This is a genomic window from Methylobacterium litchii (genome assembly GCF_038442315.1).
GTDB lineage: Bacteria > Pseudomonadota > Alphaproteobacteria > Rhizobiales > Beijerinckiaceae > Methylobacterium > Methylobacterium litchii.
The window spans coordinates 128,021-150,821 of sequence record NZ_JBBXMY010000003.1 but is presented as its reverse complement, the minus strand read 5'-3'; the positions used below and the strand labels follow the sequence as shown (position 1 = coordinate 150,821).

General features: G+C 68.8%; 28 protein-coding genes. 11 read left to right on the top strand and 17 right to left on the bottom strand.

From position 1 onward, the window contains the following. Positions 1-17: 17 nt before the first annotated feature. Positions 18-557, top strand: a complete 540-nt coding sequence (locus AAHF99_RS08125) for a YciE/YciF ferroxidase family protein (RefSeq protein ID WP_342163646.1) — start codon at positions 18-20, stop codon at positions 555-557. A 37-nt stretch (positions 558-594) separates the two neighbouring features. Here the strand turns inward: AAHF99_RS08125 and AAHF99_RS08120 are convergent, their stop codons facing one another. After that, on the bottom strand, positions 595-756 hold the full coding sequence (locus AAHF99_RS08120) for a hypothetical protein (protein ID WP_342163644.1): 162 nt from the start codon (positions 754-756) through the stop codon (positions 595-597). Positions 757-1,031: 275 nt separating this feature from the next. Further along, positions 1,032-1,628: an LOG family protein gene (locus AAHF99_RS08115; RefSeq protein WP_342163642.1), complete on the bottom strand. Its 597-nt coding sequence runs from the start codon at positions 1,626-1,628 to the stop codon at positions 1,032-1,034. A gap of 230 nt (positions 1,629-1,858) precedes the next feature. Between AAHF99_RS08115 and AAHF99_RS08110 the strand changes: the two genes are divergently transcribed. The 5 genes from AAHF99_RS08110 to AAHF99_RS08090 all read left to right on the top strand — a co-directional run bounded on the left by AAHF99_RS08110 (position 1,859) and on the right by AAHF99_RS08090 (position 7,989). Further along, on the top strand, positions 1,859-3,259 hold the full coding sequence (locus AAHF99_RS08110; protein WP_342163640.1) for a LysM peptidoglycan-binding domain-containing protein: 1,401 nt from the start codon (positions 1,859-1,861) through the stop codon (positions 3,257-3,259). An 87-nt stretch (positions 3,260-3,346) separates the two neighbouring features. Then, on the top strand, positions 3,347-5,248 hold the full coding sequence (locus tag AAHF99_RS08105; RefSeq protein WP_342163639.1) for an ABCB family ABC transporter ATP-binding protein/permease: 1,902 nt from the start codon (positions 3,347-3,349) through the stop codon (positions 5,246-5,248). 154 nt (positions 5,249-5,402) lie between these two features. Continuing rightward, positions 5,403-6,374, top strand: coding sequence for an ABC transporter substrate-binding protein (locus AAHF99_RS08100; protein WP_412759857.1), 972 nt, complete (start codon positions 5,403-5,405; stop codon positions 6,372-6,374). A 4-nt stretch (positions 6,375-6,378) separates the two neighbouring features. Beyond that, positions 6,379-7,188, top strand: coding sequence for an ABC transporter permease (locus AAHF99_RS08095; protein WP_342163637.1), 810 nt, complete (start codon positions 6,379-6,381; stop codon positions 7,186-7,188). Positions 7,189-7,194: 6 nt separating this feature from the next. Next, positions 7,195-7,989, top strand: coding sequence for an ABC transporter ATP-binding protein (locus AAHF99_RS08090; protein ID WP_342163636.1), 795 nt, complete (start codon positions 7,195-7,197; stop codon positions 7,987-7,989). A 6-nt stretch (positions 7,990-7,995) separates the two neighbouring features. Here AAHF99_RS08090 and AAHF99_RS08085 read toward each other — a convergent pair whose 3' ends face one another. The 3 genes from AAHF99_RS08085 to AAHF99_RS08075 form a co-directional block, all read right to left on the bottom strand. Further along, a complete protein-coding gene (locus tag AAHF99_RS08085) occupies positions 7,996-8,370 on the bottom strand; it encodes a helix-turn-helix domain-containing protein (RefSeq protein WP_342163635.1) in 375 nt (124 codons plus the stop codon). A gap of 32 nt (positions 8,371-8,402) precedes the next feature. Further along, a complete protein-coding gene (locus AAHF99_RS08080; protein WP_342163634.1) occupies positions 8,403-8,660 on the bottom strand; it encodes a type II toxin-antitoxin system RelE family toxin in 258 nt (85 codons plus the stop codon). Between the two features lie 146 nt (positions 8,661-8,806). Continuing rightward, complete coding sequence (locus AAHF99_RS08075) at positions 8,807-9,697, bottom strand: NAD(P)-dependent oxidoreductase (RefSeq protein WP_342163633.1); 891 nt, start codon at positions 9,695-9,697, stop codon at positions 8,807-8,809. Positions 9,698-9,759: 62 nt separating this feature from the next. Here AAHF99_RS08075 and AAHF99_RS08070 point away from each other — a divergent pair, with 62 nt between their 5' ends. The 5 genes from AAHF99_RS08070 (at position 9,760) to mscL (ending at position 12,421) form a co-directional block, all read left to right on the top strand. Next, a complete protein-coding gene (locus tag AAHF99_RS08070; protein ID WP_342163632.1) occupies positions 9,760-9,990 on the top strand; it encodes a hypothetical protein in 231 nt (76 codons plus the stop codon). Beyond that, positions 9,987-10,301: a type II toxin-antitoxin system RelE/ParE family toxin gene (locus AAHF99_RS08065; protein WP_342163631.1), complete on the top strand. Its 315-nt coding sequence runs from the start codon at positions 9,987-9,989 to the stop codon at positions 10,299-10,301. Before AAHF99_RS08070 ends, AAHF99_RS08065 begins: the two co-directional genes overlap by 4 nt. Positions 10,302-10,361: 60 nt before the next feature. Further along, the gene (locus AAHF99_RS08060) at positions 10,362-11,072 is read left to right on the top strand and encodes a phosphatidylserine decarboxylase (protein WP_342163630.1); all 711 of its coding nucleotides are present in this window, start codon (positions 10,362-10,364) and stop codon (positions 11,070-11,072) included. A gap of 10 nt (positions 11,073-11,082) precedes the next feature. Then, the gene (locus AAHF99_RS08055; protein ID WP_342163628.1) at positions 11,083-11,919 is read left to right on the top strand and encodes a CDP-alcohol phosphatidyltransferase family protein; all 837 of its coding nucleotides are present in this window, start codon (positions 11,083-11,085) and stop codon (positions 11,917-11,919) included. 73 nt (positions 11,920-11,992) lie between these two features. Beyond that, positions 11,993-12,421 carry a large conductance mechanosensitive channel protein MscL gene (mscL, locus tag AAHF99_RS08050; protein WP_342163627.1) on the top strand — a complete coding sequence of 143 codons (429 nt, stop codon included), beginning with the start codon at positions 11,993-11,995 and terminating at the stop codon, positions 12,419-12,421. A 4-nt stretch (positions 12,422-12,425) separates the two neighbouring features. Here mscL and AAHF99_RS08045 read toward each other — a convergent pair whose 3' ends face one another. From AAHF99_RS08045 to AAHF99_RS07990, 12 genes are all read right to left on the bottom strand, one after another. Then, positions 12,426-12,695 (bottom strand): hypothetical protein, encoded by a 270-nt coding sequence (locus AAHF99_RS08045; RefSeq protein WP_342163625.1) that lies wholly within the window; start codon positions 12,693-12,695, stop codon positions 12,426-12,428. Positions 12,696-12,832: 137 nt separating this feature from the next. Then, the gene (locus AAHF99_RS08040) at positions 12,833-13,246 is read right to left on the bottom strand and encodes a DUF1236 domain-containing protein (RefSeq protein ID WP_342163623.1); all 414 of its coding nucleotides are present in this window, start codon (positions 13,244-13,246) and stop codon (positions 12,833-12,835) included. 158 nt (positions 13,247-13,404) lie between these two features. After that, on the bottom strand, positions 13,405-14,139 hold the full coding sequence (locus tag AAHF99_RS08035; RefSeq protein WP_243956321.1) for a NepR family anti-sigma factor: 735 nt from the start codon (positions 14,137-14,139) through the stop codon (positions 13,405-13,407). A 150-nt stretch (positions 14,140-14,289) separates the two neighbouring features. Next, a complete protein-coding gene (locus AAHF99_RS08030) occupies positions 14,290-15,087 on the bottom strand; it encodes a class II glutamine amidotransferase (protein ID WP_342163621.1) in 798 nt (265 codons plus the stop codon). A 69-nt stretch (positions 15,088-15,156) separates the two neighbouring features. Next, positions 15,157-15,468 (bottom strand): oxidase, encoded by a 312-nt coding sequence (locus AAHF99_RS08025; RefSeq protein WP_243956325.1) that lies wholly within the window; start codon positions 15,466-15,468, stop codon positions 15,157-15,159. A 2-nt stretch (positions 15,469-15,470) separates the two neighbouring features. Continuing rightward, positions 15,471-16,136 (bottom strand): cytochrome c oxidase subunit 3, encoded by a 666-nt coding sequence (locus AAHF99_RS08020; RefSeq protein ID WP_342163620.1) that lies wholly within the window; start codon positions 16,134-16,136, stop codon positions 15,471-15,473. Next, positions 16,133-17,809, bottom strand: a complete 1,677-nt coding sequence (locus AAHF99_RS08015; protein WP_342163619.1) for a cytochrome c oxidase subunit I — start codon at positions 17,807-17,809, stop codon at positions 16,133-16,135. Before AAHF99_RS08015 ends, AAHF99_RS08020 begins: the two co-directional genes overlap by 4 nt. Next, positions 17,806-18,774, bottom strand: coding sequence for a cytochrome c oxidase subunit II (gene coxB, locus AAHF99_RS08010; RefSeq protein ID WP_342163618.1), 969 nt, complete (start codon positions 18,772-18,774; stop codon positions 17,806-17,808). Before coxB ends, AAHF99_RS08015 begins: the two co-directional genes overlap by 4 nt. Further along, positions 18,771-19,256: a hypothetical protein gene (locus tag AAHF99_RS08005; RefSeq protein WP_342163617.1), complete on the bottom strand. Its 486-nt coding sequence runs from the start codon at positions 19,254-19,256 to the stop codon at positions 18,771-18,773. Before AAHF99_RS08005 ends, coxB begins: the two co-directional genes overlap by 4 nt. Continuing rightward, a complete protein-coding gene (locus AAHF99_RS08000; protein ID WP_342163616.1) occupies positions 19,253-20,296 on the bottom strand; it encodes a hypothetical protein in 1,044 nt (347 codons plus the stop codon). The genes AAHF99_RS08005 and AAHF99_RS08000 overlap by 4 nt, the downstream gene beginning before the upstream one ends. After that, positions 20,293-20,826, bottom strand: a complete 534-nt coding sequence (locus AAHF99_RS07995; RefSeq protein ID WP_342163615.1) for a c-type cytochrome — start codon at positions 20,824-20,826, stop codon at positions 20,293-20,295. Before AAHF99_RS07995 ends, AAHF99_RS08000 begins: the two co-directional genes overlap by 4 nt. Beyond that, positions 20,823-22,799 (bottom strand): quinol:electron acceptor oxidoreductase subunit ActD, encoded by a 1,977-nt coding sequence (locus tag AAHF99_RS07990; protein WP_342163613.1) that lies wholly within the window; start codon positions 22,797-22,799, stop codon positions 20,823-20,825. Before AAHF99_RS07990 ends, AAHF99_RS07995 begins: the two co-directional genes overlap by 4 nt. Between the last annotated feature and the right edge of the window lie 2 nt (positions 22,800-22,801).

The following is a 22,801-nucleotide window of genomic DNA, read 5'->3' as shown; positions in this document are numbered from 1 at the left end:
CAGGAGTTCCGATCGCCATGGCCACCAAGCAGAAGACGCTTCACGACGCGTTCTACGAGACCCTCAAGGACGTCTACTACGCCGAGAAGCAGTCGGTGAAAGCCCTCAAGAAATCCGCCAAGGCGGCGGAGCATGACGAGCTTCGGCAGGCCTTCGAGACCCATGCCGAGGAGAGCGCCCATCAGGTCGAGCGCCTGACCCAGGTCTTCGAGATCATCGGCAAGCCGGCCCGCGCCAAGACCTGCGAGGCGATGCAGGGCATCACCTCGGAGATGGAGGAGGATCTGGAGGATTTCGGCGACAGCCCGGCGGCCGATGCCGTCCTCGCCGCCTGCGCCCAGGCGGTCGAGCATTATGAGATCGCCCGCTACGGCACGCTCAAGACCTGGGCGAGCCAGCTCGGCTACGCGGATGCCGCGAGCCTCCTCGACGAGACCCTGCAGGAAGAGAAGAAGACCGACGCGCTCCTGTCTAAGATCGCCGAGACCATCAACGTGGCCGGCATCGAGGACAGCGCCGAGCCGGCTTCGAAGGCCAAGACGAAGGCGGCGCGCTGACGGAAAGGGCGGCGCCCCCTTTCGGAGCGCCACCCTGTCACTGTCCACTGCGTGAGGCCCAGAACCGGTCGGTGAAGTTGCCCTTCACCGCCTGGTCCTGGCCGCGCACGCCTACCGTCAAGGCGCCGAGATCGGAATCGCGGGCGAAGCCACGCAGCGCCGCTGGTCTCGGCAATGCCGTCCAGGTGGATGCCGACATAGGCGCCGCCGACGAAGCGCTCGATGTAGATCAGGGAAGGCTGCACCGGCTGAGGCGGGCGCCACCGCCGGGATCGGGACGTTACCGGCGGTGGTCGTGTGGGTGGCTGCACCGTTGGCGAAGTAGTTCTTCGCCACGCCGTGATCGGCGGTGAACACGGTGTAGGCTTGGTTCAGCAGGTTCAGAACGTTGACGTTGGACGGTGCGGTGTTGACCGTCTGGTCCTGAACGGCCGATGGGCCGAACGCCGCCAAGGCGAGCGCGGCGATGATCGACTACATTTTCGTGACGACGAGTTCCTCGGCGCGGCCGTCCGGCTCGTGGCCGGCGGCCTGAAGGAGCGGCACCACGGCGGCCGCGTCCTTCGCCACGAGGTAGCTCAGGTCCAGCCCGTCGCGGATGAAGCCGTGGTCGCGCATGTGGTCGAACAGGCCGAGCAGGGGCGCCCAGAAGTCATCCACTGAGACGAGCACGACTGGCTTCTTGTGTCGTCCGAGCTGCGCCCAAGTCAGCTGCTCGACCAGTTCCTCCAGCGTGCCGATCCCGCCGGGGAGGGTGACGAAGGCGTCCGAGCGCTCGAACATCAGGCGCTTGCGGGTGTGCATGTCTGGCACGACGATGGTCTCATCGACGGCGTCCAGCATGTTCTCGCGGGCCTGGAGGAAGTCCGGGATGATGCCGGTGACGTGGCCGCCCGATTCCAGCACGGCGCGGGCGACGGTGCCCATCAGCCCGACATCGCCGCCGCCGTAGACGAGGGACATGCCGGCCTGCGCGAGCGCGGTGCCGAGCTGCTGCGCCGCCTCCTTGAAGGCCGGATTCTTTCCGAACCCGGAGCCGCAATAGACACAGACCGTCCTCACCAGGGCCATCCGGCGCCCTCCTTCGCGCATTCTGGGGGCCGCCACGAAGGTCCTGCATCCGGGTAAAGTTGCAGCAAAGTGCTGAATTCCCGCAGGATTCGCCAACCACAAGGGTAGGGCGGCTTGGTGCCCGGCCCGTGTACGTTATTATAGGCCGTGCAGTCGACGGGTTTCCACGAGGAGGTCCGCGAAGTTTTGAGTTTTCGTCCCTTGACGGTGGGGCGGCGGGGGAGGGGAACGTGGTGACGTCGGGTCGGCTACGGCACGGAATCGTCCTGACGCTCGTCGGCCTTCTGGCGGGTCTCGGGATCGTGCTGGGCCTCTACGGGACCGGCGGATTGTCGCGGGTCGAGCAGGCGGCCCAGGGCAAGCTGTCCGCCCTCTCCCCCGATGCGCCGCTGCCGGGCAAGGATACGGACAAGTCCGCCCAGGAGACGCTTCGGCAGGACTCGCCTCGGCAGGAGACGCCGCCGCAAGACAAGCCCGCCGAAACGAAACCGAATCCCGGCTCGGGCAGCCCCCCCGCCGCAGGGGCGGAGCCGGGCAAGGCGGCCGAGGCCGCCGTCGCACCGAGCTTCGACATCGTCCGCGTCGAGCCGAACGGCGACGCGGTGGTGGCGGGGCGGGGCCGTCCGAACACGGTCATCGAGATGCTGGTCGACGGGAAGCCCGTCGCCAAGGCGCTCACCGATCCCAACGGGCAATTCGCCATCGTTCCGCCGGCCCTGCCGAAGGGATCGAGCGAGATCGTGCTGCGGTCGAGGACGGCGGATGGCCAGGAAGTCCGCTCGCCGCAGAGCGTGGCCGTCTCGGTGGCGCCGGAGGGCAAGAGCCGCCCCCTCGTCGCCCTCTCGACTCCCGATGCGCCGACCGTGGTCCTCTCCCAGCCCGGCACCCCCGAGACGGCCCAGGCCGGTCGGGTGGACAAGCCCGCAGGCGGGGGCGGGACGGCCCCGTCCGGACGCCCCGTCCAGGACGCGACGACGCGGATCGTCAGCGTCGATGCCGAGCCCGGCGGGCGCCTGTTCGTGACGGGCACCGGCAAGCCCGGCACGGATGTCAGGCTCTATCTCAACGACACGCTCATCGCCCCGGCTCGCATCGGGCCGGACGGCCGCGTGACCTTCACCATCGGACGGGGCGTCGCGCAGGGCCAGTATCAGGTCCGGATCGATGAGATCGATCCGAAATCCGGCCGCGTCCTGCACCGCGCGGAGGTGCCCTTCGCCATGCCGCAGCAGGTCGCCGAAGCGGGCCGCGCGGATCACGGCCAAATGGATCACGGCAGGGGGGACCACGCCAAGCCGGAGCAGAAGCCTGTTTCGGCGCCGCGCGGCGAGCCCATGGCGGCCACGCTTCCGTCGTCACCGTCATCGCGGTCCCTCCCGGTGCCGCCGTCGGCCGCGAATGGCCTCGCCGAAGCCCAGGAGGATCCCGCCGCGTCGGGAGCGGTGTTCGTGCCCGCCATCGCCACGGCGCGGATCACCCGGGGCGACAACCTTTGGCAGATCAGCAAGCGGATCTACGGGCGCGGCGAGCGCTACACGGTGATCTACGACGCCAACCAGGGGCAGATCCGCGATCCGGACCTGATCTATCCCGGCCAGATCTTCGTCCTGCCGGACGACCGGCGGGGATAGACGAAAGGCCGTTGGCCCGCTGGACGGGGTGCGGGTGCGCCCGCACGTGCCTATATGCGCCTTAATCCCGCGCCAGAACCCCAGTCCATGTCCGATGCCACCCCGTCCCCGTCCGGGACGACCCCGCCCGCTCGCCCCGGCCTGATCGAGACCTACCGCCGCCTGTGGCCGCATCTCTGGCCACACGGGCGCCCGGACCTGCAGCGGCGGGTCTTCATCGCCTTCGGGCTGCTCCTCGTCGCCAAGGCGGCGACGATGGTCACGCCCTTCACCTTCAAATGGGCGACCGATGCCCTCGTCGCGGCGGTGGGCGGACAGGAGAAGGGCGTGCCGGCCGGGCTGATCGCCGCGCCGATGCTGCTCATCGGCCTCTACGGCCTGTCGCGGGTGGCGATGGCGCTGCTCACCCAGGTCCGTGATGGGCTGTTCGCCAAGGTCGCGATGCACGCGGTACGCCGCCTCGCACTGATGACCTTCACCCACATGCACGCCCTGTCCCTGCGCTTCCATCTGGAGCGCAAGACCGGCGGCCTCACCCGCGTGCTGGAACGGGGGCGCTCCGGCATCGAGGACCTGTCGCGCCTGATGGTGCTGACCCTGGTGCCGACCATCGTCGAGTTCGCCCTGGTGCTCGGCATCCTCGCCTACGAGTTCGACTGGCTCTATGCGCTCACCGCCTTCCTCACCGTGGCGGCCTATCTCGGCTACACCTACAAGGCGACGGAGTGGCGGATCGCCATCCGCCGCCGGATGAACTCCTCGGACACCGACGCCAACACCAAGGCCGTCGATTCGCTGCTCAACTACGAGACGGTGAAGTATTTCGGTGCGGAAGGCCGCGAGACCGCCCGCTACGACGTCTCGATGGCGAAATACGAAAAGGCTTCGACGCAGACCTACGTGTCGCTCGCGGTGCTCAATGCCGGACAGGCGGCGATCTTCACCGCCGGCATGACGGTGGTGATGTGGCTGGCGGCGCGGGACATCCTGGCCGGGCGGACCACGATCGGCGGATTCGTGCTGGCCAACACGATGCTGGTGCAGCTCTCGATGCCTCTCAACTTCATGGGCATGATCTACAGGGAGATCAAACAGGCCCTCATCGACATCGACGACATGTTCCGCATCCTCGGGCAGAACCCCGAGATCGCCGACAAGCCTGGGGCGAAGCCCCTCGCGGTGGCCGGCGCCACGGTGCGGTTCGAGGATGTGCGCTTCGCCTATACGCCGGAGCGGCCGATCCTGCGCGGCGTCTCCTTCGAGGTGAAGCCGGGCCAGACGGTCGCCATCGTCGGCCCCTCGGGAGCGGGCAAGTCGACCCTCTCCCGGCTGCTGTTCCGGTTCTACGAGCCGCAATCCGGCCGGATCAGCATCGACGGACAGGACATCGCCACCGTCACGCAGGAGTCGCTGCGCGCCGCCATCGGCATGGTCCCGCAGGACACGGTGCTGTTCAACGACACGATCGGCTACAACATCCGCTATGGCCGCCCCAACGCGAGCGACGCCGAGGTGCAGGAGGCGGCGCAGCTCGCGCAGATCGACCGCTTCATCTCGGGCCTGCCGGAGGGCTACGAGACGCCGGTCGGCGAGCGTGGCCTGAAGCTGTCGGGTGGCGAGAAGCAGCGGGTCGCCATCGCCCGCACCATCCTGAAGGGGCCGCCGATCCTCGTCCTCGACGAGGCGACCTCGGCGCTCGATACCTTCACCGAGGCCGAAATCCAGGACGCCCTCGACCGGGTGGCGCGGGGGCGCACGACCCTCGTCATCGCCCACCGCCTGTCCACCGTCGTCAACGCCGACGCCATCCTCGTCCTCGACAAGGGCGTGGTGGCCGAGCGCGGCACCCATGGCGAGCTCCTCGACAAGGGCGGGATCTACGCCGCCCTCTGGGCCCGCCAGCGGGAGGCCGACGCCGCCCGCGAGGTGCTGGCGCGGGAGGCGGATGCGCCGGCGCTCCCCCGCTCCGAGCCGGTGGCGGCGGAATGACCGCCCCGGGCAAGGGCGGCAAGATGTATGCAGAATCCGGTTCGTCCGGCCTCGACCGGGATTAACTCGGCCGCCGAAGCGATATACCCCTGACACAACACGGCCCAGCAAGAAGGCCGGTCGGACATCGTTCAGTCCCGGGGAGAGTATCGTGATCAGACATCTGCTGGCGGCCTGCGCCGCCGCCGTTGCGCTCGCCGCGCCGGCCCGCGCCGAGGACGTCGTGCGTCTCGGCAACCTCAAGTTCGCCCATTACGGCGCCATCTCCTACATGAAGGAGATCGCCCCGAAATACGGTCTGAAGATCGACGAGCGCCAGTTCGCCAAGGGCGCCGACATCTACCCCGCCATGGCGGTGGACCAGATCGACATCGCGGCCTCCGGCGGCGACGGGGCGGTGGCGGCGCGCGGCAACGGCGTGAAGCTCCTCGTGGTGGCGGGCTTCGCCGATGGCGGGGTGCGCATCCTCAAGCGGCCGGATCTGCCGGCGAAGACCGCCGCCGACCTGAAGGGCCTCAAGGTCGCCACCGTCCGAGGCGGCACGCAGGATTTGATGCTGCTCGCTGAACTCGACAAGCACGGGATGACGTGGTCCGAGCGCCCCGGCAAGGACGTGCAGCTGACCTACTTCAACAACTACGCCGACCTGAACCAGGCGCTGGCGCAGAAATACGTCGACGTGATCTGCCAGTCCGAGCCGCAATCGACACAAGCCATCAGCGCCGGCTGGGGCGTCGAGCTGGTGAAGCCCTACGACACGCCCATCGGCAAGCCGGTGCGCCCGCTGGTCATGACCGAGAAGATGTACACCGAGCGCCCGGAAGTGGCGCAGAAGGTGTTGAACCTCTTCGTCGCCGCGACCAAGGCCTTCATCGACGATCCGGCGCTCGCCGAGAAATACGTGCGCGAGCAGGTGTTCAAGGGCCAGCTGTCCGCCCAGGATTTTCGCGATGGCATGGCGAACGCCAGCTACACCTACGTGATGCCGGCCGGGCACATGCAGACCACGACCGATTACATGGTGAAGTACGGCCTGGGGAAGATGCAGAACCCGCCGAAATCCGACGCCGAGTGGGTCAAGCTCGACCTGCTCGAGAAGGCCAAGGCCAACCTGAAGGTCAACTGAGCCGATGGCGCTCTCGTCCTTCCGTGGCGTCCTGGTTCCGGTGACGCTGCTCCTCCTGTGGGAGGTCATGAGCCGGAGCGGCGTGGTCTCTCCGGTGGTGCTGCCTCCGCCCTCGGCGGTGGCGGTGAAGTGGTGGTACGGCCTCCAGCCGGCGCTGCCCTACGATCCCGGCCAGGAGAGCTACCTCTCCTGGCTGTTCTCCGGCGAGATGCCGCACGACGCGGTCTCGAGCCTCGGCCGGGTCCTGGCGGGCTTCGCCATCGGCGCCGGGCTCGCCGTGCCGACCGGGCTGCTCCTCGGCACCAGCGACCGGCTCTACGGCCTGTTCAACCCGCTGTTGCAGGTGCTGCGTCCGATCCCGCCCATCGCCTATATCCCGCTCGCCATCGTCTGGTTCGGGCTCGGCAACCCGCCGGCCCTGTTCCTGATCGCCCTGGGGACCTTCTTCCCGGTGCTGGTGAACACCATCGCCGGGGTGCGGCAGGTCGATTCGATCTACATCCGCGCCGCCCGCAACCTGGGGGCCGGGCGCTGGACGATGTTCCGCCGGGTGATCCTGCCCGCCGCGAGCCCCTTCGTGCTGGCGGGGATGCGGATCGGCATCGGCACCGCCTTCATCGTGGTGATCGTCGCCGAGATGATCGCGGTGTCGGACGGGCTCGGCTACCGCATCCTCGAAGCCCGCGAATACATGTGGTCGGACAAGATCATCGGCGGCATGCTGACGATCGGCATCCTCGGCCTGATCATCGACGGCGCCATGAGCCGCCTGAACGACCATCTGCTGCGCTGGCACCGCGGCCTCGAACGGTAGGACATCATGTCGGCAGAGATCGTCGTCTCGAACGCCGTCAAGGTGTTCGGCAGCGGAGCCGCGGGCGTGCCCGCGTTGCAGGACATCACCGCCACGGTGCCGGAGGGGCAGTTCCTGTGCCTGCTCGGCCCTTCCGGCTGCGGTAAGTCCACCCTGCTCAACGCCATGGCGGGCTTCACCCCGCTCACCTCCGGCGCGATCACCATCGGCGGCAAGCCGGTGGTGGAGCCGGGGCCGGACCGGGGCATGGTCTTCCAGGAATACGCCCTGTTCCCGTGGATGAGCGTCGAGGACAACGTCCGCTTCGGCCTCGACGTGAAGGGCGTACCCCGCGCCCAGGCCGACGCGACGGTGGCGCGGATCACGGAGAAGCTCGGCCTGTCCGACTTCCTGAAGCGCTATCCGAAGGACCTCTCCGGCGGGATGCGCCAGCGGGTGGCCATCGCCCGCATCCTCGCCCTCGACCCGCCGGTCATGCTGATGGACGAGCCCTTCGGCGCCCTCGACGCGCTGACCCGGCGGACCCTGCAGGACGAGTTGCTGCGGATTTGGTCGGAGTACCGCAAGACCATCGTCTTCGTGACGCACTCCATCGAGGAGGCAATCTATCTCGCCGACCGCATCCTCGTGATGACCTACCGCCCCGGCCGTATCAAACGCGACGTGACCGTGCCGATGCCCCGCCCGCGCGATCCGGCAAGCGCCGAGTTCAACGCAATCAAGCGGGAGCTCGGCCAATTGGTCATGGAGGAGCAGGCCCGCTTCACCGACGCGGAATTGCACGCGCCGGCGGTGGATTGAGGGATTCTATCCCGCCAGATCGTCCAGGGTGACACCGAGGGCTTCGGCGAGCTTGCGATAGGTCTCCACGGTCCCGTCACGCTTGCCGGTCTCGATCTGCGAGAGGAAGGCCTGCGCGATGCCGGCCTTTGCGGCCAGTTCCGATGCCTTGAACCCACGGTGCTCGCGCCAGACGCGGACGCGGCTCTCCCCGGAGAGGAGGCGGTCCACAACCGCCGAGGGTACGAGTTCCTCCTCGCCCGCCGCCAGCCGCTGGCGGAACGCGGCGACGGCGGCACGGTCACCATTGTCCTCCGCCGCTTCGACGAGCGCCGCATAATCGGCCTCGGCCATAAGGACGAGGCGTTCCCCCGCCGGGGTGGTGATGGTCTGGACGTTCACGGGCACCTCCATGGCCGGCTGTCGAAGCAATCTCATCGGTCGTACACGCTGCCGCGCGTTGCGATGCAAATGACGGCGATCACCACGCCGTCTTCCGTAAACAGGACGCGCCAGTCGCCCATCCGCAACCGCACCACTCCGGGCTCTCCTTTGAGCATTTTCACGTTGTTGGCGAGGGCGCTAGGATCGGCGGCGTAGTGTTCTATTTTGCTGCGGATCAACCGGGAAATGTTTGCCGGCATGCGGCTCAACGTGCGGATGGCATCCCGGCTGTAGACGACCTGCGGCATCGCTTCTCATAACATAGTGCGAATCAAATATATAGCGATATGCTATGGCTCCCGTTTCCGTAATCCAGGGCAGCGGGACGGTCTGAAGCCGTGGCGGATCCCTGGATTGCTTCCCTACGTTCGCAATGACGGCGAGGCGGCAGCGCTCACCCCCGCACCTTCACCCCCAGCAGGGTCTCGAACGGCAGGACCATAGCGCCCTTGTCGCGGTCGCCGTGACCCTGACGCAGGGCAGTCTGATAGGTGGCGGTCGCCGCCGCCGTGACGGGGAGGGGGAAGCCGTGCTCGGCAGCCACCGTCGCGGCGCTGACGAGGTCCTTGTAGGCCTTGGCGAGGGGGTAGCCCTCGTCGAACCCACCCTTGAGGATGCGCGGCACGAAGTATTGCGAGGCGTAGCTGCGGCTCGTGCCCGTCGTGACGACTTGGCCCAGTTGGGCTGGGTCGAGCCCCATCGCCACGGCCATCGGCAGCACCTCGGCCAGCGCAGCGATGTTGATGTCGTAGAGCACGTTGTTGACCGTCTTGGTGAGCTGCCCCGCCCCCGCCGGGCCCATGTGCAGCACCGTCGCGCCGAACCGTTCGAGGAGCGGACGCATGGCTGCGAAGACCTCCGGCGCGCCGCCGCACATCACGGTCAGCGTCCCCGCCTCCGCCCCGGCCGGCGCGCCTGAGACCGGTGCGTCGAGGAAGCGCCGCCCGCCTGCCTCCAGCGCCCGGCCGATGCGCAGGGCCTCGGCATGGGTCGTCGTGCTGAGATCGACCACGACAGCGCCCGGCGCGAGGCGCTCCGCGACGCCGTCCGGCCCGAACAGGGTCGCCTCCACCACCGCCCCGTCCGGCAGGCACAGGAACAGCACGTCGGCCCCCGCGATCCGGCCCCGGTCGGTGGTGACCACCAACTTCGGCCCATCGAGGCCGGCGAGGCGGGCGGGGTCGGCATCGCAGGCCGTCACGGTCTCGGCCCCCTTGGCCGCCAGATGCCGGGCGATGGGCGCACCCATGGCACCGAGGCCGAGAAAGGCGATGTGCTGGCTCATGGGCGCCTGAACTCCGAACGGGAATCGCTTCTTTTCCTAGCGATGGCGTGTATCATGCCGCCATGACCGAGCTACTGGAACGAGCCATCGCGCGCGTCCGCGCGCTCCCGGAAGCCATGCAGGACGATGCGGCCCGGATGCTGCTGGTGTTCGCCAGCAGCGAGGGCGAACCGGTGTATCACCTGTCTCTCGAGGAGGAGGCGTCGCTGGCGAAGTCGCGCGCCCAAGCCGCGCGCGGGGAGTTCGCTGCGGACGAGCAGGTTCGGGCGCTTTGGGCGAAGTATGGCGCGTGAAGCTCCGCTTCACACCGGACGCTCTCGCCGAGATGGATGCCGTCCTCGGCGGCGTTGCCGATAAATCGCCGATAGGGGCTTCGAATGTCCGCCGACGAATCGAGGCCACTCTGGACCGGCTGATCGATCACCCCCTTTGCGGCGCCCGCACCAGTTCGCCGCCGCTGCGCCGTATCCTGGTCCGGCCTTACCCCTATCTGATCTTCTACGAACCGAGGGACGACGCGGTCATTGTGATCGCCGTGCGGCATGCTGCCCGGGATCCGTTTTCGATGCCCGGCGACCAACCCGATCCCGACCCCAAAAGTTGACGCCGGCCTAACGGGCTGCCATCCGCCCGGCAGAGATCTGATCCCCCGAGCCCTTTCAGAATGACCGACCTCATCGAGACGATCCGGCGGACGCTGGTGCCGATCCACAAGGAGGGCTACCCCTTCATCCTGATCGGCATCGTGCTGACCGTGCTGGCGGGCTACTTCTCCCAGTTCTTCGGGTGGATCTTCCTGATCCTCACCCTCTGGGTCTGCTACTTCTTCCGCGATCCCGAGCGCGTCGTGCCCACGGGCGACGGCCTCGTCGTGTCGCCGGCCGATGGGCGGGTGAACCTCATCGCCACGGTCCTGCCGCCGCCGGAACTCGACCTGCCGCAGGTGCCCACCCTCCGCGTCTCCGTGTTCATGAACGTGTTCGATTGCCACGTGAACCGGATGCCGGTCGCGGGCCGGATCGGGCAGATCCACTACACGCCCGGCCTGTTCCTCAACGCCGAGTTGGACAAGGCCAGCGACGACAATGAGCGCAACGGGCTCGTGATCGAGGCAAGCCATCGCGGCACGCCGACGCGGATCGGCGTGGTGCAGATCGCCGGGCTGGTCGCGCGGCGGATCGTCGGCTTCGTGTCGGCGGGGGACACGATGGCGGCGGGCGACCGGTTCGGGCTGATCCGGTTCGGCTCCCGCGTCGATGTCTACCTGCCGGCCGGCACCCGCGTCCTCGTCGGCCTCGGCCAGAAGGCGGTGGCGGGGGAGACCGTGCTCGCCGACCTCGGCGGCGGCCCCGAGCGCAGCTTCCGCCGGATCTGAGGGGGACGCCGTGGACGACCTCTTCCCGCCCTTCGCGCCGGATCCGAACGAGCCGCGCCCGCGCCGGTTCAAGCCGGTGCCGTTCCGCATGATCGCGCCGAACATGATCACCCTGATGGCGCTCTGCCTCGGGTTGACGGCGATCCGGCTGGCCTTCGAGGGCAAGTTCGAGCCGGCCGTTATCTCCGTGGTGGCGGCGGGCGTCCTCGACGGCATCGACGGGCGGGTGGCGCGCCTGCTCAAGGGCACCTCGCGCTTCGGCGCGGAGCTCGATTCGCTGGCCGACTTCGTGAATTTCGGCTGCGCCCCGGCGCTGATCCTCTACGGCTTCGTTCTGTTCCACCTGAAGTCGCTGGGCTGGATCATCGCCCTGATCTTCGCCATCGCCATGGGCTTGCGCCTCGCACGGTTCAACGCGATGCTGGACGATCCCTCGCGGCCGGAATGGAAGAAGGACTTCTTCGTCGGCATGCCGGCCCCCGCCGGGGCGCTGACGGCGATGCTGCCGCTCTACCTTCACTTCCTCGGCCTCACCTTCGATGCCTGGGCGGCGCCGGCGGTGCTGGCCTACGTGCTGTGCATCGCGCTGATGGTCGTCTCCACGGTGCCGACCTTCTCCGGCAAGACCATGGGCAAGCGGGTGCCGCGCGGCCTCGTCCTGCCGATCTTCCTCCTCGGCGTCGCGGCTTTCGGCATCCTCATCAGCTATCCGTTCGAGGCGCTGGTGGCAGTGAGCGGGGCGTATCTCGTCACCATCCCCGTGGGCGCCGCGCAGTATCGCCGCCGGGCCAAGGCCGAGCAGGCCACCCTCAGCGACGAGAGGGGCACCGCAACCGACGGTGGATAGCGCGTGAGACCCGGTTCCCACCCACCCGGGGCGTGAGGCACGGTCTCACGCATTCGCCGGAGCGGAGGTGGGGATGCTCGAGGAATTCAAGAAATTCGCCTTGCGGGGCAACGTCGTCGATCTTGCGGTCGGCGTCATCATCGGCGCGGCCTTCGGTGCGATCGTCACCTCGGCGGTGCAGGACCTGTTCATGCCGGCCATCGGCGCGATCACCGGCGGGCTCGATTTCTCGAACTACTACCTGCCGCTGTCCTCGAAGGTGCAGACGGGGCTCGCCTATACCGAGGCCAAGAAGCAAGGCGCGGTGTTGGGTTACGGACAGTTCCTCACCGTCTTGCTGAACTTCGTCATCGTCGCCTTCGTGCTGTTCATGGTCATCCGCGCCATGAACAGGCTGCAGCATGCCGAGGACAAGAAGCCCGAGGCCGTGGCCGAGGTCCCGGCCGACGTGAAGCTGCTCGGCGAGATCCGCGACATCCTCGCCACGAAGCCCAAGGTCTGAGGCGTCACGCGTCCTTCGACGGCTCCGGCGTCACGCCGAACGCGTCGAGGATGCGCTCCAGCGCCTCGCCGACGGCCTCGGTGCCTTCCTCGTGGGTCTTGAGGCGGGTCTCCAGGCGGCGCAGCTGCGGCTCGAACTCGCCGGGAATCTCCGGCTCGTCGCCGAGGAAGCGCGGCTTGTCGGCCACGGGGATCGTGCCGCGCAGTTGCTGGCCGAGATGGTCCCGTACCGGCTCGGGCAGGACCGGCCTGCCTTCGGCGCCGTCGTCGATCATGGGGAAACCTCCTCCGTTGGAATGCCACACGCGAAAAGGGCCCCGAAGCCGACGCGCTTCGGGGCCCAGGGCCACACTCATCCCGCCGGAGCGGTGGTCGTTCCGGCGGGACGTGCCCTCGGGCGAACCCGGAACGCTTAGTCGATCACCTCGACGATGCGGTGGCTGCGGTCCACGAGCACCGGACGGTCGTTGACGACGGTGTAGCGGTAGCCCGGCTGCACGCGGTACTCGTTCGGGACCTCGTAGTAGGTCACGCCCGAGGACGGCAGGGTGGAGCCCACGGCGACGCGGCCGTCGTAATCGTAGGAGCGGACGTTGCGCTCACGGACGTAGCTGCGGAAGCGCGGGGCCATGTCGACGCCGAGGATGCCGCCCACGGTGCCCGTGGCCGCGCCGACCGCGCCACCGACGATCCCGCCGATCGGGCCAGCCGCATCCGCGCCGGCAGCAGCGCCGCGCTCGGCACCGGGGACGAGGCCCTGCGCCTGGGCGGCGAGGGGCAGCGAGAGGGCGAGGGCCGAAGCGGCCAGGAGGGTCTTGAAGGTCATACGGATGCTCCGTTTCCGTGTCGTTCCGCCGCATGGACGCAGCGAAGCTCGGGCCAACAACGCCCCATCCCCGGATTCGGATGCATCGATTTTTGCGGCCCTCTACCGGGCCGATGCCGTCATGGTGTCCGAACGGTTCACCGCTCGGACGACGTCGTTCACGCGTCGGGCATGGCCGACTGGATGAACCGGTCGGAGCCCAGATCCTCCTCGTCGTAGCCGAGGAGTTCGGCCAGACGGCCTCGGGCGCGGCTCACGCGGCTCTTCACCGTGCCGACCTTGCACCCCATGATCGTCGCCGCCTCCTCGTAGGAGACGCCCTCCGCGCCGACCAGAACCAGCGCCTCGCGTTGGTCCGGCGGGAGCTTGGCCAGCGCCGATTGCAGATCCTCGACGTCGAGCCGGTCGCCCTGGTGCGGGGCGGTGGCGAGGCGGGCGGCGTAGGAGCCGTCCTGATCCTCGACCTCGCGGACCCGCTTGCGGTGATCCGAGTAGAAGATGTTGCGCAGGATCGTGAACAGCCACGCGTTGAGGTTCGTGCCCGGCTGGAAGCGGGCGCGGTGCTGCCAGCCCTTGAGCAGGGTGTCCTGCACGAGGTCGTCCGAGCGGGCCGGATTCGAGGTCAGCGACAGGGCGAAGGCGCGCAGGGATGGCACCGCCGCGAGAAGGCCGTCGCGGAATTCCGGCTCGATCGCCTCGCCGCGCGCGCGCAGGGCGGCTTCGAGCCGGTCGATGAGTTCGGCGAAGCGAACCGGCATCGTCTCTTCGTTGAGCCGGTCATAGGCGGTGCGCAGATGCTCGCCGAGATGGGTCCGGATCGAGGACGACAGGTTCGGACGCTCGTCCGAGGAACCGTCCTGCGCGTGCAGGACGGCGTTGTCTTCGCGGGTCATGCTCGTCGCACTCGTCAGCTTGTCGTGACCCGGCCGCCGGTCCAAAGCGGCCGAGGAGCGCGCTTGAGGGCCGGTGACTGGGTGAACGCCCGACCTATGCGCGCCTGTTACCTGGGTTGTAGCGCATCGGAGCCGCGCATGCACCCTCGCTCAGGTCGCATGTGCGCAACCGTTGCGCCCCCTCAACACCCGCACCTCGCCCTCGCGCAGGGTGAGCATGTCCCCGCGCTCCACCACGGTCCAGCTTTCGTCGCGGGTCAAGGCCTGTGTGGCGACCACCGTCACGACGTCGTTGGCGGTGGTCTCGCGGGCGAAATCGATGGTCCAGTCCTCGTCGATCAGGGTGGCCTTGCCGAAGGGCGAGCGCCGCGTGAGGTAGCAGAGCCGCTTGCCGCAATGGGCATAGAGAGTGCGGCTGTCGGACATCAGCATGTTGAACACGCCGAGAGCGTGCAATTCGGCGCAGAGGTCGGCGACGATCCGGTCGAGGGTGGCGGGCCGGGGCAGGGTCTCGAACCGGGCGTGCAGGCGCCCGAGCATCCAGCAGAAGGCGTGCTCGCTGTCGGTAGTGCCGATGGGGGTGAAGGCGCCGAGTTCGAGGCGCTTCACGCCCTTCAATTGTCCGTTATGGGCGAAGGTCCAGCGGCGGCCCCACAATTCGCGGGAGAACGGGTGAGTGTTCTCCAGGCTGACCCGGCCGCGATTCGCCCGGCGGACATGGCCGAGGACGATGCAGCTCTTGATCGGCATGTCGCGCAGGAGCCGCGCGAGCTGGGAGCGCGAGCTCGGCTCCGGCTCGTGGAAGCTGCGGGTGGTGCGCCCCTCGTAGAAGCTGATGCCCCAGCCGTCCGCATGCGGTCCGGTCTCGCCGCCGCGCCGGGCGAGGCCCGCGAAGGAGAAGCGGATGTCGGTCGGCACGTTGGCGCTCATGCCGAGCAGTTCGCACATCGGACCGGACGGAGGTGAGGGGAGGAAGGCAGCCGTTTAAGCGCCTTGGCCTATCCGAACAACCGGAAATCAGCGTCCGAGGTAATCGGTGAGGGTCATGCCGACCATGATGCAGACCCAGAAGAAGCCGAGTCCCGAGAACAGCCGGATCAGCGGCGGCTCCTCGATGACCTCCATGGAGACGAGGAGGATGGTGGCCGCCATCAGCGCGACGACCCCGAGTTCGATGGCCCAGACATGGGCGAAGGGCAGGGTGGCACCGAGGGTGACGTTGACGGCGAGCAACGCCAGCAGCGCCAGGAAGGTCAGCACCGGCTTGCGCATCCGCTGCTTCAGCTGCGCCCGGTCGGCCGGGGTGAGGGTCGAGAGGGGGGTGCGCATGGTCAGGTCCCCCGGTTGACGACGTAGAGGATCGGAAAGGCCAGGATCCACACGAGATCGATGAAGTGCCAGTAGAGGCCGTAGATCTCGATCCAGTTCTGGTGCCGCGACAGGAACCCGGCCTTGGCCGCCATCCAGGTCATACCGAGGAGCAGCGCGATGCCGGTGAACAGGTGGATCGCGTGCAGCATGGTCGCGACGTAGTAGAGGTTCACGAAGAGCCGCGCGGCGGGCGTCTCCTCCAGCGCGAAGGGGCGCGAGGACAGGAACGGCATCATGTGCTCGTCCCAGTCGGCGTAGTACTCGTAGCCCTTGAGGACGAGGAACAGGGTCCCGAGGGCGGCGGTGGCCAGCATGGCGCGCACCATCGCCCGCTGCCACCCCATCCGCGAGAACTCGATCGCCATCGACATGGTGAGGCTCGAACAGATCAGCACCACCGTGTTGGCGGCGCCGATCCAGAACTTCAGGTGCCGGGCCGCCGCGACCGTCGCCTCGGGATGCTGGATGCGCAGGATCAGCGCCACGAGGAACAGCGCCGAGAAGAGCAGAAGCTCGGTGATGAGCCACGCCCAGATACCTAGCGTCGTGGCCTCGCGCTGCTGAGCCACGCTCTCGAAATGATGGGCGCGGGCGATCCCGACCCCCTTGGCGAGCCCCTCACTCATCGGTGCTGGTCTTTGGCTTCGGTGGCCTGGATCGGATAATCGTAGGGGATGCGCGGCACCTCCGGCGGGCTGACGAAATTCAGCGTCGGCGGCGGGGAGGAGGTCTCCCATTCCAGCCCCTTCGCGTCCCACGGGTTGGCCGGCGCCTTGCGGCCGAACCACAGGGAATAGACGAGGTAGAGCATTGGGAAGATGTAGCCCGCCGCCAGGATCGTCGCTCCGGCCGAGGACAGCACGTTGAGGAGCTGGAATTCCGGCGGGTAGGTCGCGTAGCGCCGGGGCATCCCGAGATACCCCAGGATGAATTGCGGGAAGAAGGTGACGTTGAAGCCGAGGAAGATCAAGATCGCCGAGACCCGGCCCCACGGCTCGCTGTACATGCGGCCCGTGAATTTCGGCCACCAGAAGTGCAGGCCGCCGAGGAAGGCCAGCACCGTGCCGCCAACCATGATGTAGTGGAAATGCGCGACCACGAAGTAGGTCGCGTGGATGTGCTGGTTGATCGCCAGCGTCGCGAGGTAGAGCCCGGTCAACCCGCCCAGGACGAACAGGCCGATATAGCCCATCGCGTAGAGCATCGGCGTGTCGAGCCGGAGGCTGCCCTTATGGATCGTCGCGGTCCAGTTGTAGACCTTCACCGCCGAGGGCACCGCCACCGCGAAGGAGAGCGCGGAGAAGACAAGGCTCGCCAGATCGCTCTGGCCGTTGATGAACATGTGGTGGCCCCACACGAAGAACGTGACCGAGGCGAGCCCGATCGAGGCGTAGGCCACGAACCGGTAGCCGAACAGCTTCTTGCGGGCGAAAGCCGGCACGATCTCCGAGATCACCCCCATGCCCGGCAGCACCATGATGTACACGGCCGGGTGCGAGTAGAACCAGAACAGGTGCTGGAACAGCACCGGGTCGCCGCCATAGGCCGGATCGAACACCCCGACATGGAAGGCTCGCTCGGCGATGAGCAGGATCAGGGCCGTGGTGATGACGGGCGTCGCGAGGAGGAAGATCAGGCTCGTCGCGTAATGCGTCCAGACGAAGATCGGCAATTTGAACCACGTCATGCCCGGCGCGCGCATGGTGTGGATCGTCACGACGAAGTTGAGCCCCGTCAGGATCGAGGAGAAGCCGACGATGGTCACGCCGATCAGCGCCGGCAGCACCCAGGTGTTCGAGAAGGCGGTGGAGAGCGGCGCGTAGAAGGTCCAGCCGGTGTCGACACCGCCGAGCACCACCGAGACCAGGGTGAACAGCGCCCCGGTCATGAACACGTACCAGCTCGTCAGGTTGAGCTTGGGGAAGGCGAGGTCCTTCGCCCCGATCATCAGCGGGATCAGGAAGTTGCCGAAGGTCGCGGGGATGGAGGGGATCAGGAAGAACCACACCATCACCACCCCGTGGATGGTGAAGGCCTTGTTGTAGGTGTCGTTTGTCATGATCGCGCCGTTCGGCACGACCAGCGCCAGCCGCACCACCCCCGCCGCCAGGGCGCCGATGACGAAGAAGCCGGTGATCGAGGCGAGGTAGAGCAGCGCGATGCGCTTGTGGTCCGTGGTGAAGAACCACGAACGCAGGGTCGATTCCGCGTGAAGGTAGTCGGGCTTGCGCCCAATCGTGCCCTCCGGCGCGTGCGGCTCGCGGTGCGCCGCGCCTTCGATGGTGCCCGATGCGCTCATCGCGTCGCCTCCGCGGATTGGCCGGGCCTTGGATAGGCCTTGATGAAGTCGACGATCTTGTTGAGCTCGTCCTCCGGGATCCGCCCGGCGAAGCTCGGCATCACCTGCTTGCCCCCGCCGGCGAGCTTGTCGCCGTTGGGGTTCAGGATCTTCTGGCGCAGCCAGTCGTCGTCCGCGACGACACTGCGCCCGTCCGCGAGGGCGACCTTGCTGCCGTAGAGGCCGGCGAGGCTCGGCGCCTTCACCGGGGAGCCCGGCTCGTGGCAGGAGGCGCAGCCATAGGCCTCGTAGAGGGCGCGGCCGGCGGCGACGACGCCTTGCTGCGCCCCGGCATGGACCAGCCAATCCTGATAGTCGCCGGGGTTCATGAGGGTCAGCTTGCCGCCCATCACCGAATGGTCCGAGCCGCAATATTCGGAGCAGTAGAGGTGGAAGGTGCCGACCTTGTCGGCCTTGAACCACATCTCGGTGTAGCGGTCGGGCAGGGCGGCGACCTGCATCCGCACGGCGGGCAGGTAGAGGGCGTGGATCACGTCCTGGCTGATGATCCGCAGCTTGATCGGCTGGCCGATGGGCAGGTGCAGGTTGTTGATCTCGGACTGGCCGGTGGGATGCTGGAACTTCCACATCCATTGCCGGCCGATCACCTCCACCACCATCGCGTCCGGCGGCGGGTTCTTCGAATCGATGAAGAGCCGCGCGCCCCACACGAAGAACACCAGGGTGAGCAGGAACGGGATCAGCATCCAGCTGATCTCGATGAGGTTCGAGCGGATGCCCGAGGGCGACCGGTCGGCCTCCGAGCCCTCCCGGTATCGCAGGGCGAACCACGTGATGGCGATGAACACCGGCACGGTGAGCACGAGCGTCAGCACCGTGAAGGCGAGGATCAGCTCGTCGGCCTCGACGGCGCTCGCCGAGGCGGCGACGGGCCAGAGTTGCAGGGCAGCGTGATCGGGTGTCATCGCGACGGCCCCCCACCGTCGAGGGAGCGCCCGACCGCGATGGTCATCGCCCGGTCGATCGGGATGCGGGCGCGGGTCCGGGCGGGGTCGAGGTAGCCATAGCCGTCGATGGCGGCGCGGGCGGCATCCCGCTGCCGGTCGAGGTCGGCATAGGGGTCGGGCTGAAGGTTCGGCGGCGGCGGCACGAGGCGGGTCGTCTGTTGCGGGGTGAGCGTCGGCAGGGCCGCGCGCTGGCGCGATTCCGTGACGCGGATGAACAGCACCATGCCGCCGATGACGGCGGCGGCCGACAGGGCGAGGCCGCCCATCACCAGCACGGTGTTGCGAACGTTGACGTCGCTGGTCTCGTGGCCCGGCCCGTCCGGCCGGCGGCTGGACTTGCCCGCCTCCGCCCGGCGGCGCACGAGGCCGGTGGCCTTCAGCGCCAGGGCCGCGAGCATGGCCGGCACGAGCCCGGCCGGGCGTTGTCCCTCGCCGCTCATCGGGCCTTCCTCCGGCGGGGCGGCGCCCAGCGCCGCGCGAGGAGCGGATGCAGCAGCCCGGCGAGGCAGGCGACGGCGACGCAGGCGAGCACGTCCGCCGGGCGGATCGCGAACCGGTCGCGCACGGAGGGCGTGACCAGCCAGAACATCTCCACGGCGTGGACCGCGATGGCGGCGGCGGCCAGCGCCCGGGTGATGACCCGGCCGGGCCGCAGGGTGGCGAGCCCGGCGAGGCTCGCCACCACGCCGGAGGCGATGGCGAGGCTACGGCCGGTCCAGCCGCCGCGCGCCGAGTACCACGCGACCTCGGCGGGAAGGTTCGCGGACCAGACGATCAGCGCCTGCAGGAAGTGCATGTAGGCCCAGAGGCCGAGGAGCACGACGAGGGGGATGAGCCGCCCCCGCCCCGGCACGGCGCGGCCCCGGCCGATGGGTTCCGGCTCCTCCCAAGCGAGGAGGATCGCGGCGGCGAAGGCGAGCCCGCTCCAGGCGGTCATCAGCAGGAGGCCGAGGAGGGCGGAATCGAGCCTCGGATCGAGGGCGGCGACCACGTCGATGGCGAATAGCGTGCCGATGAGCGCGTGCAGGGCGACCGCCGGCACGGTGCGGCCCTCGCCGGGGGCCTCGAAAGGCCGGGCGAAGCGCAGGCACAGCCATGTCCAGACAGCGAGATAGAGCGCCGCCCGCACGAGGAAGAACGGCGCGGTGAACCACAAGGCGGCGAGCGGCGTGCGCGGCGGCTCGTTCATCCACGGATAGAGGAGGAGGCTCGCGACCAGCACCGGCACGCCGAGGAGCGCAGCGGCCGGCATCAGCGCCATGAGGCGCCGCAGGCCGGCGAGCATCTCGACGCCGCCGCGCTCGCGCACCTTCTTGCCGAAGCGCTCGGCCACCACCGTGATCGGCAGGGCACCCACGGGCAGGGCGAGGAGCACGAGCCACGCCGCGAGGCAGGACGCCGCCGCGCCCCGGCTTCCGCCGGCATAGAGGGCCAAAGCGAGCGCCCCGGCGCCGAGCAGGGCGAAGAGAGGCAACCTCATCGCGCCGCCTCCAGGGCCGCGCGGTCGGTCTCGGGCAGCGCCGCGACGGGCACGTCCCGACTGATCTGCAGGGCGCGGACATAGGCGACGATGGCCCAGCGATCCGCCGGTGGGATCATCTGCGCCATGCCGAACATGCTGCGGTAGCCATTCGAGATGGCCCCGTAGATTTCGGGCGCTCCGGCGGCGCGCAGCCGCTCCGAGCCGAGGTCGCCCGCCGGGGCGAGGCCGCGATCCACGATCATGCCCGCGCCCTTGCCGTCCTGCCCATGGCAGGGGGTGCAGAACACCGAATAGCGCTGGCGCCCGCGCTCCACGAGGGCGGCGGTGATGGTCGCGGGCTGGGGCACCTCGCGGGCCGGATCGAGGCGGGGCACCGTCCCGGCCACCGGATGGCGCATCGTCATCTCTTTGGGGAAGAACGGGTTCTTGTCCCAGCTGCGGGCCTTGGCCTGGTCGTCCATGTTGGCCTCGCCGCAGGCGGCGAGCGGCAGCACGGCCAGAAGGGGCAAGAGGAGGCGCCGGCTCATCGCGGGATCCTCGCGATGGCGAGGGGGCGCCCGCCGCCCTGGGGCAGGGCGGCGAGGCGACGCTCGATGCGCGCGGCCTCCGGGCTGTCGCCCCGCAACTCGGCGGCGAGGAAGAACCGGTCCTGCGAGGCGTTCAGGAAGCCGGGGATGTTGAAGGCCGGGTGGTTAAGGCGCGGCAGGCGGTTCAGCCAGAGCAGCGCGGCGTGGACGGCCAGACACCCGGTGAGCATCGCGAAGGACACGCTCGGCACCACGAAGGAGGGCCAGGAGAAGCGCGGCCGCCCGCCGATCAGGAACACGTAATCGTAGGCCGTGGCGTAGATGCACATCCCGTAGAAGGCCGCGCCGCCCGCGAGCGCCCCGCCTAGCGCATAGGGCAGGATCGAGCGCCCCTCGAGGCCCAGAGCCCGCAGGGTGCGGGGCATCGGCACGGGGCCGTAGCCGTCGAGGTGGATGCGGTCCCGCAGGGAGGACAGCGCCTGCAGGGCGGCGGCGAGTTCGGCCTCGCTCGGGAAGGAGGCGGCGACGCCCCAGAGGGGCGCGTCCCGCTCTCCCTCCGGCCGCCGTGTCGACGCGGCGGAGGCCTGCGCGCCGGTCGGCACGAGGCGGCGGATCTCGGTGATCGAGACCGAGGGCAGGTAGCGCACGAACAGCAGGATCAGGGCGAGGAACAGCCCGATCGAGCCGACGAAGGTGGCCACGCCCCAGTGATCGACCGAGTAGGGCAGGCGTGAGGAGGGCAGGAAATCCTGCGTCAGGGTGACGACGAGGATCATCACGTGGTCGGCATAGGCGCCCGCCGCCACGAGGAGCCCGACCACGGCGAGGATCAGCGGCGAGCGCCGGGCGCGGGCGGACCAGAAGGCCTGCGGCGGCAGGGTGAGACCGATCACCGCCGCCCAGAAGGCGAGGGCGTGTCCGCCCTCCATCCGGCGCACCAGCACGGCGCGGCCGGCGGCATCGCCCGCGAGGAACGTGTCGAAGATCTCGGCGCCGTAGCAATAGGCGCTGGCGCAGCCGAGGCAGAGCATCAGCCGCGCGAGCACGTCGAGATGGCGGTCGGTGACGAGGCTCGACAACCCGTAGACCCCGCGCACCAGCATCATGAGCGCCGCCGTGACGCCGACGCCCGAGAGCACCGCGTGGACCAGGAAGCTCACCGGCATCAGCGTGCCGTGCCAGCCCGGCATCACCGAGCCCGCCAGCATCACCGAGGCGCCGGTCTGCACCGAGACAACGAGGAGCACCCCGAGAAGCGCGACGATCCGGTAGGCCTGCCCCCGGATCTGCCAATGGGCGGCCGAGCCGCGCCAGCCCGAGGCGAGGATGCCGTAGGCGCGCGCCCGCAGGAGGGCGGTTTTCCGGGTCGGAGCCACGGCCTCGATCTGCCGCGCGGCCTCCGCGTAGGCGCGGTCCCGCAGGCAGGCGATGTCGGGCAGGAGGCCGATGTACCAGAGGCTCAACGCCACCACGAGGAACGACACGATGTCGATGGCGTCCCACAGGAGCGGCGAGCGGAATTGCGGCCAGAGGCCGAAGGTGTTCGGGTAGGGCAGGTTCCAGTAGAAGTACCAGGGCCGCCCGAGATGGATGATCGGGTAGAGCCCGGCGGCGGCGGTGGCCAGCAGCCCCACCGTCTCCGCGACGCGGCTCACCGGCCCCCGCCACTCGACGCCGAGCAGCAGCAGGATGCCGGAGACGAGCAGGCTGCCGCAGGCGACGCCGATCCACCAATCGTAGCTCGCGATATCGAGCGCCCAGACGACAGCGTTGTTGTTGTCCCAGATCCCGACGCCCTCGTAGAGGAGGTAGCTGAGGGTCAAGGCGAACAGGCCGAGCAGGGCGGCGGCGCCCGCGAAGGCGATCCACCACGTCCGGCCGGCGGGATGGGCGAGGGTGATCGCCGTCACCGCCTCGCCGACGGAGCGCATGTCCTCGCCGGGGCGGATCGCGGGGGCGGGCTCGCGGATCATGC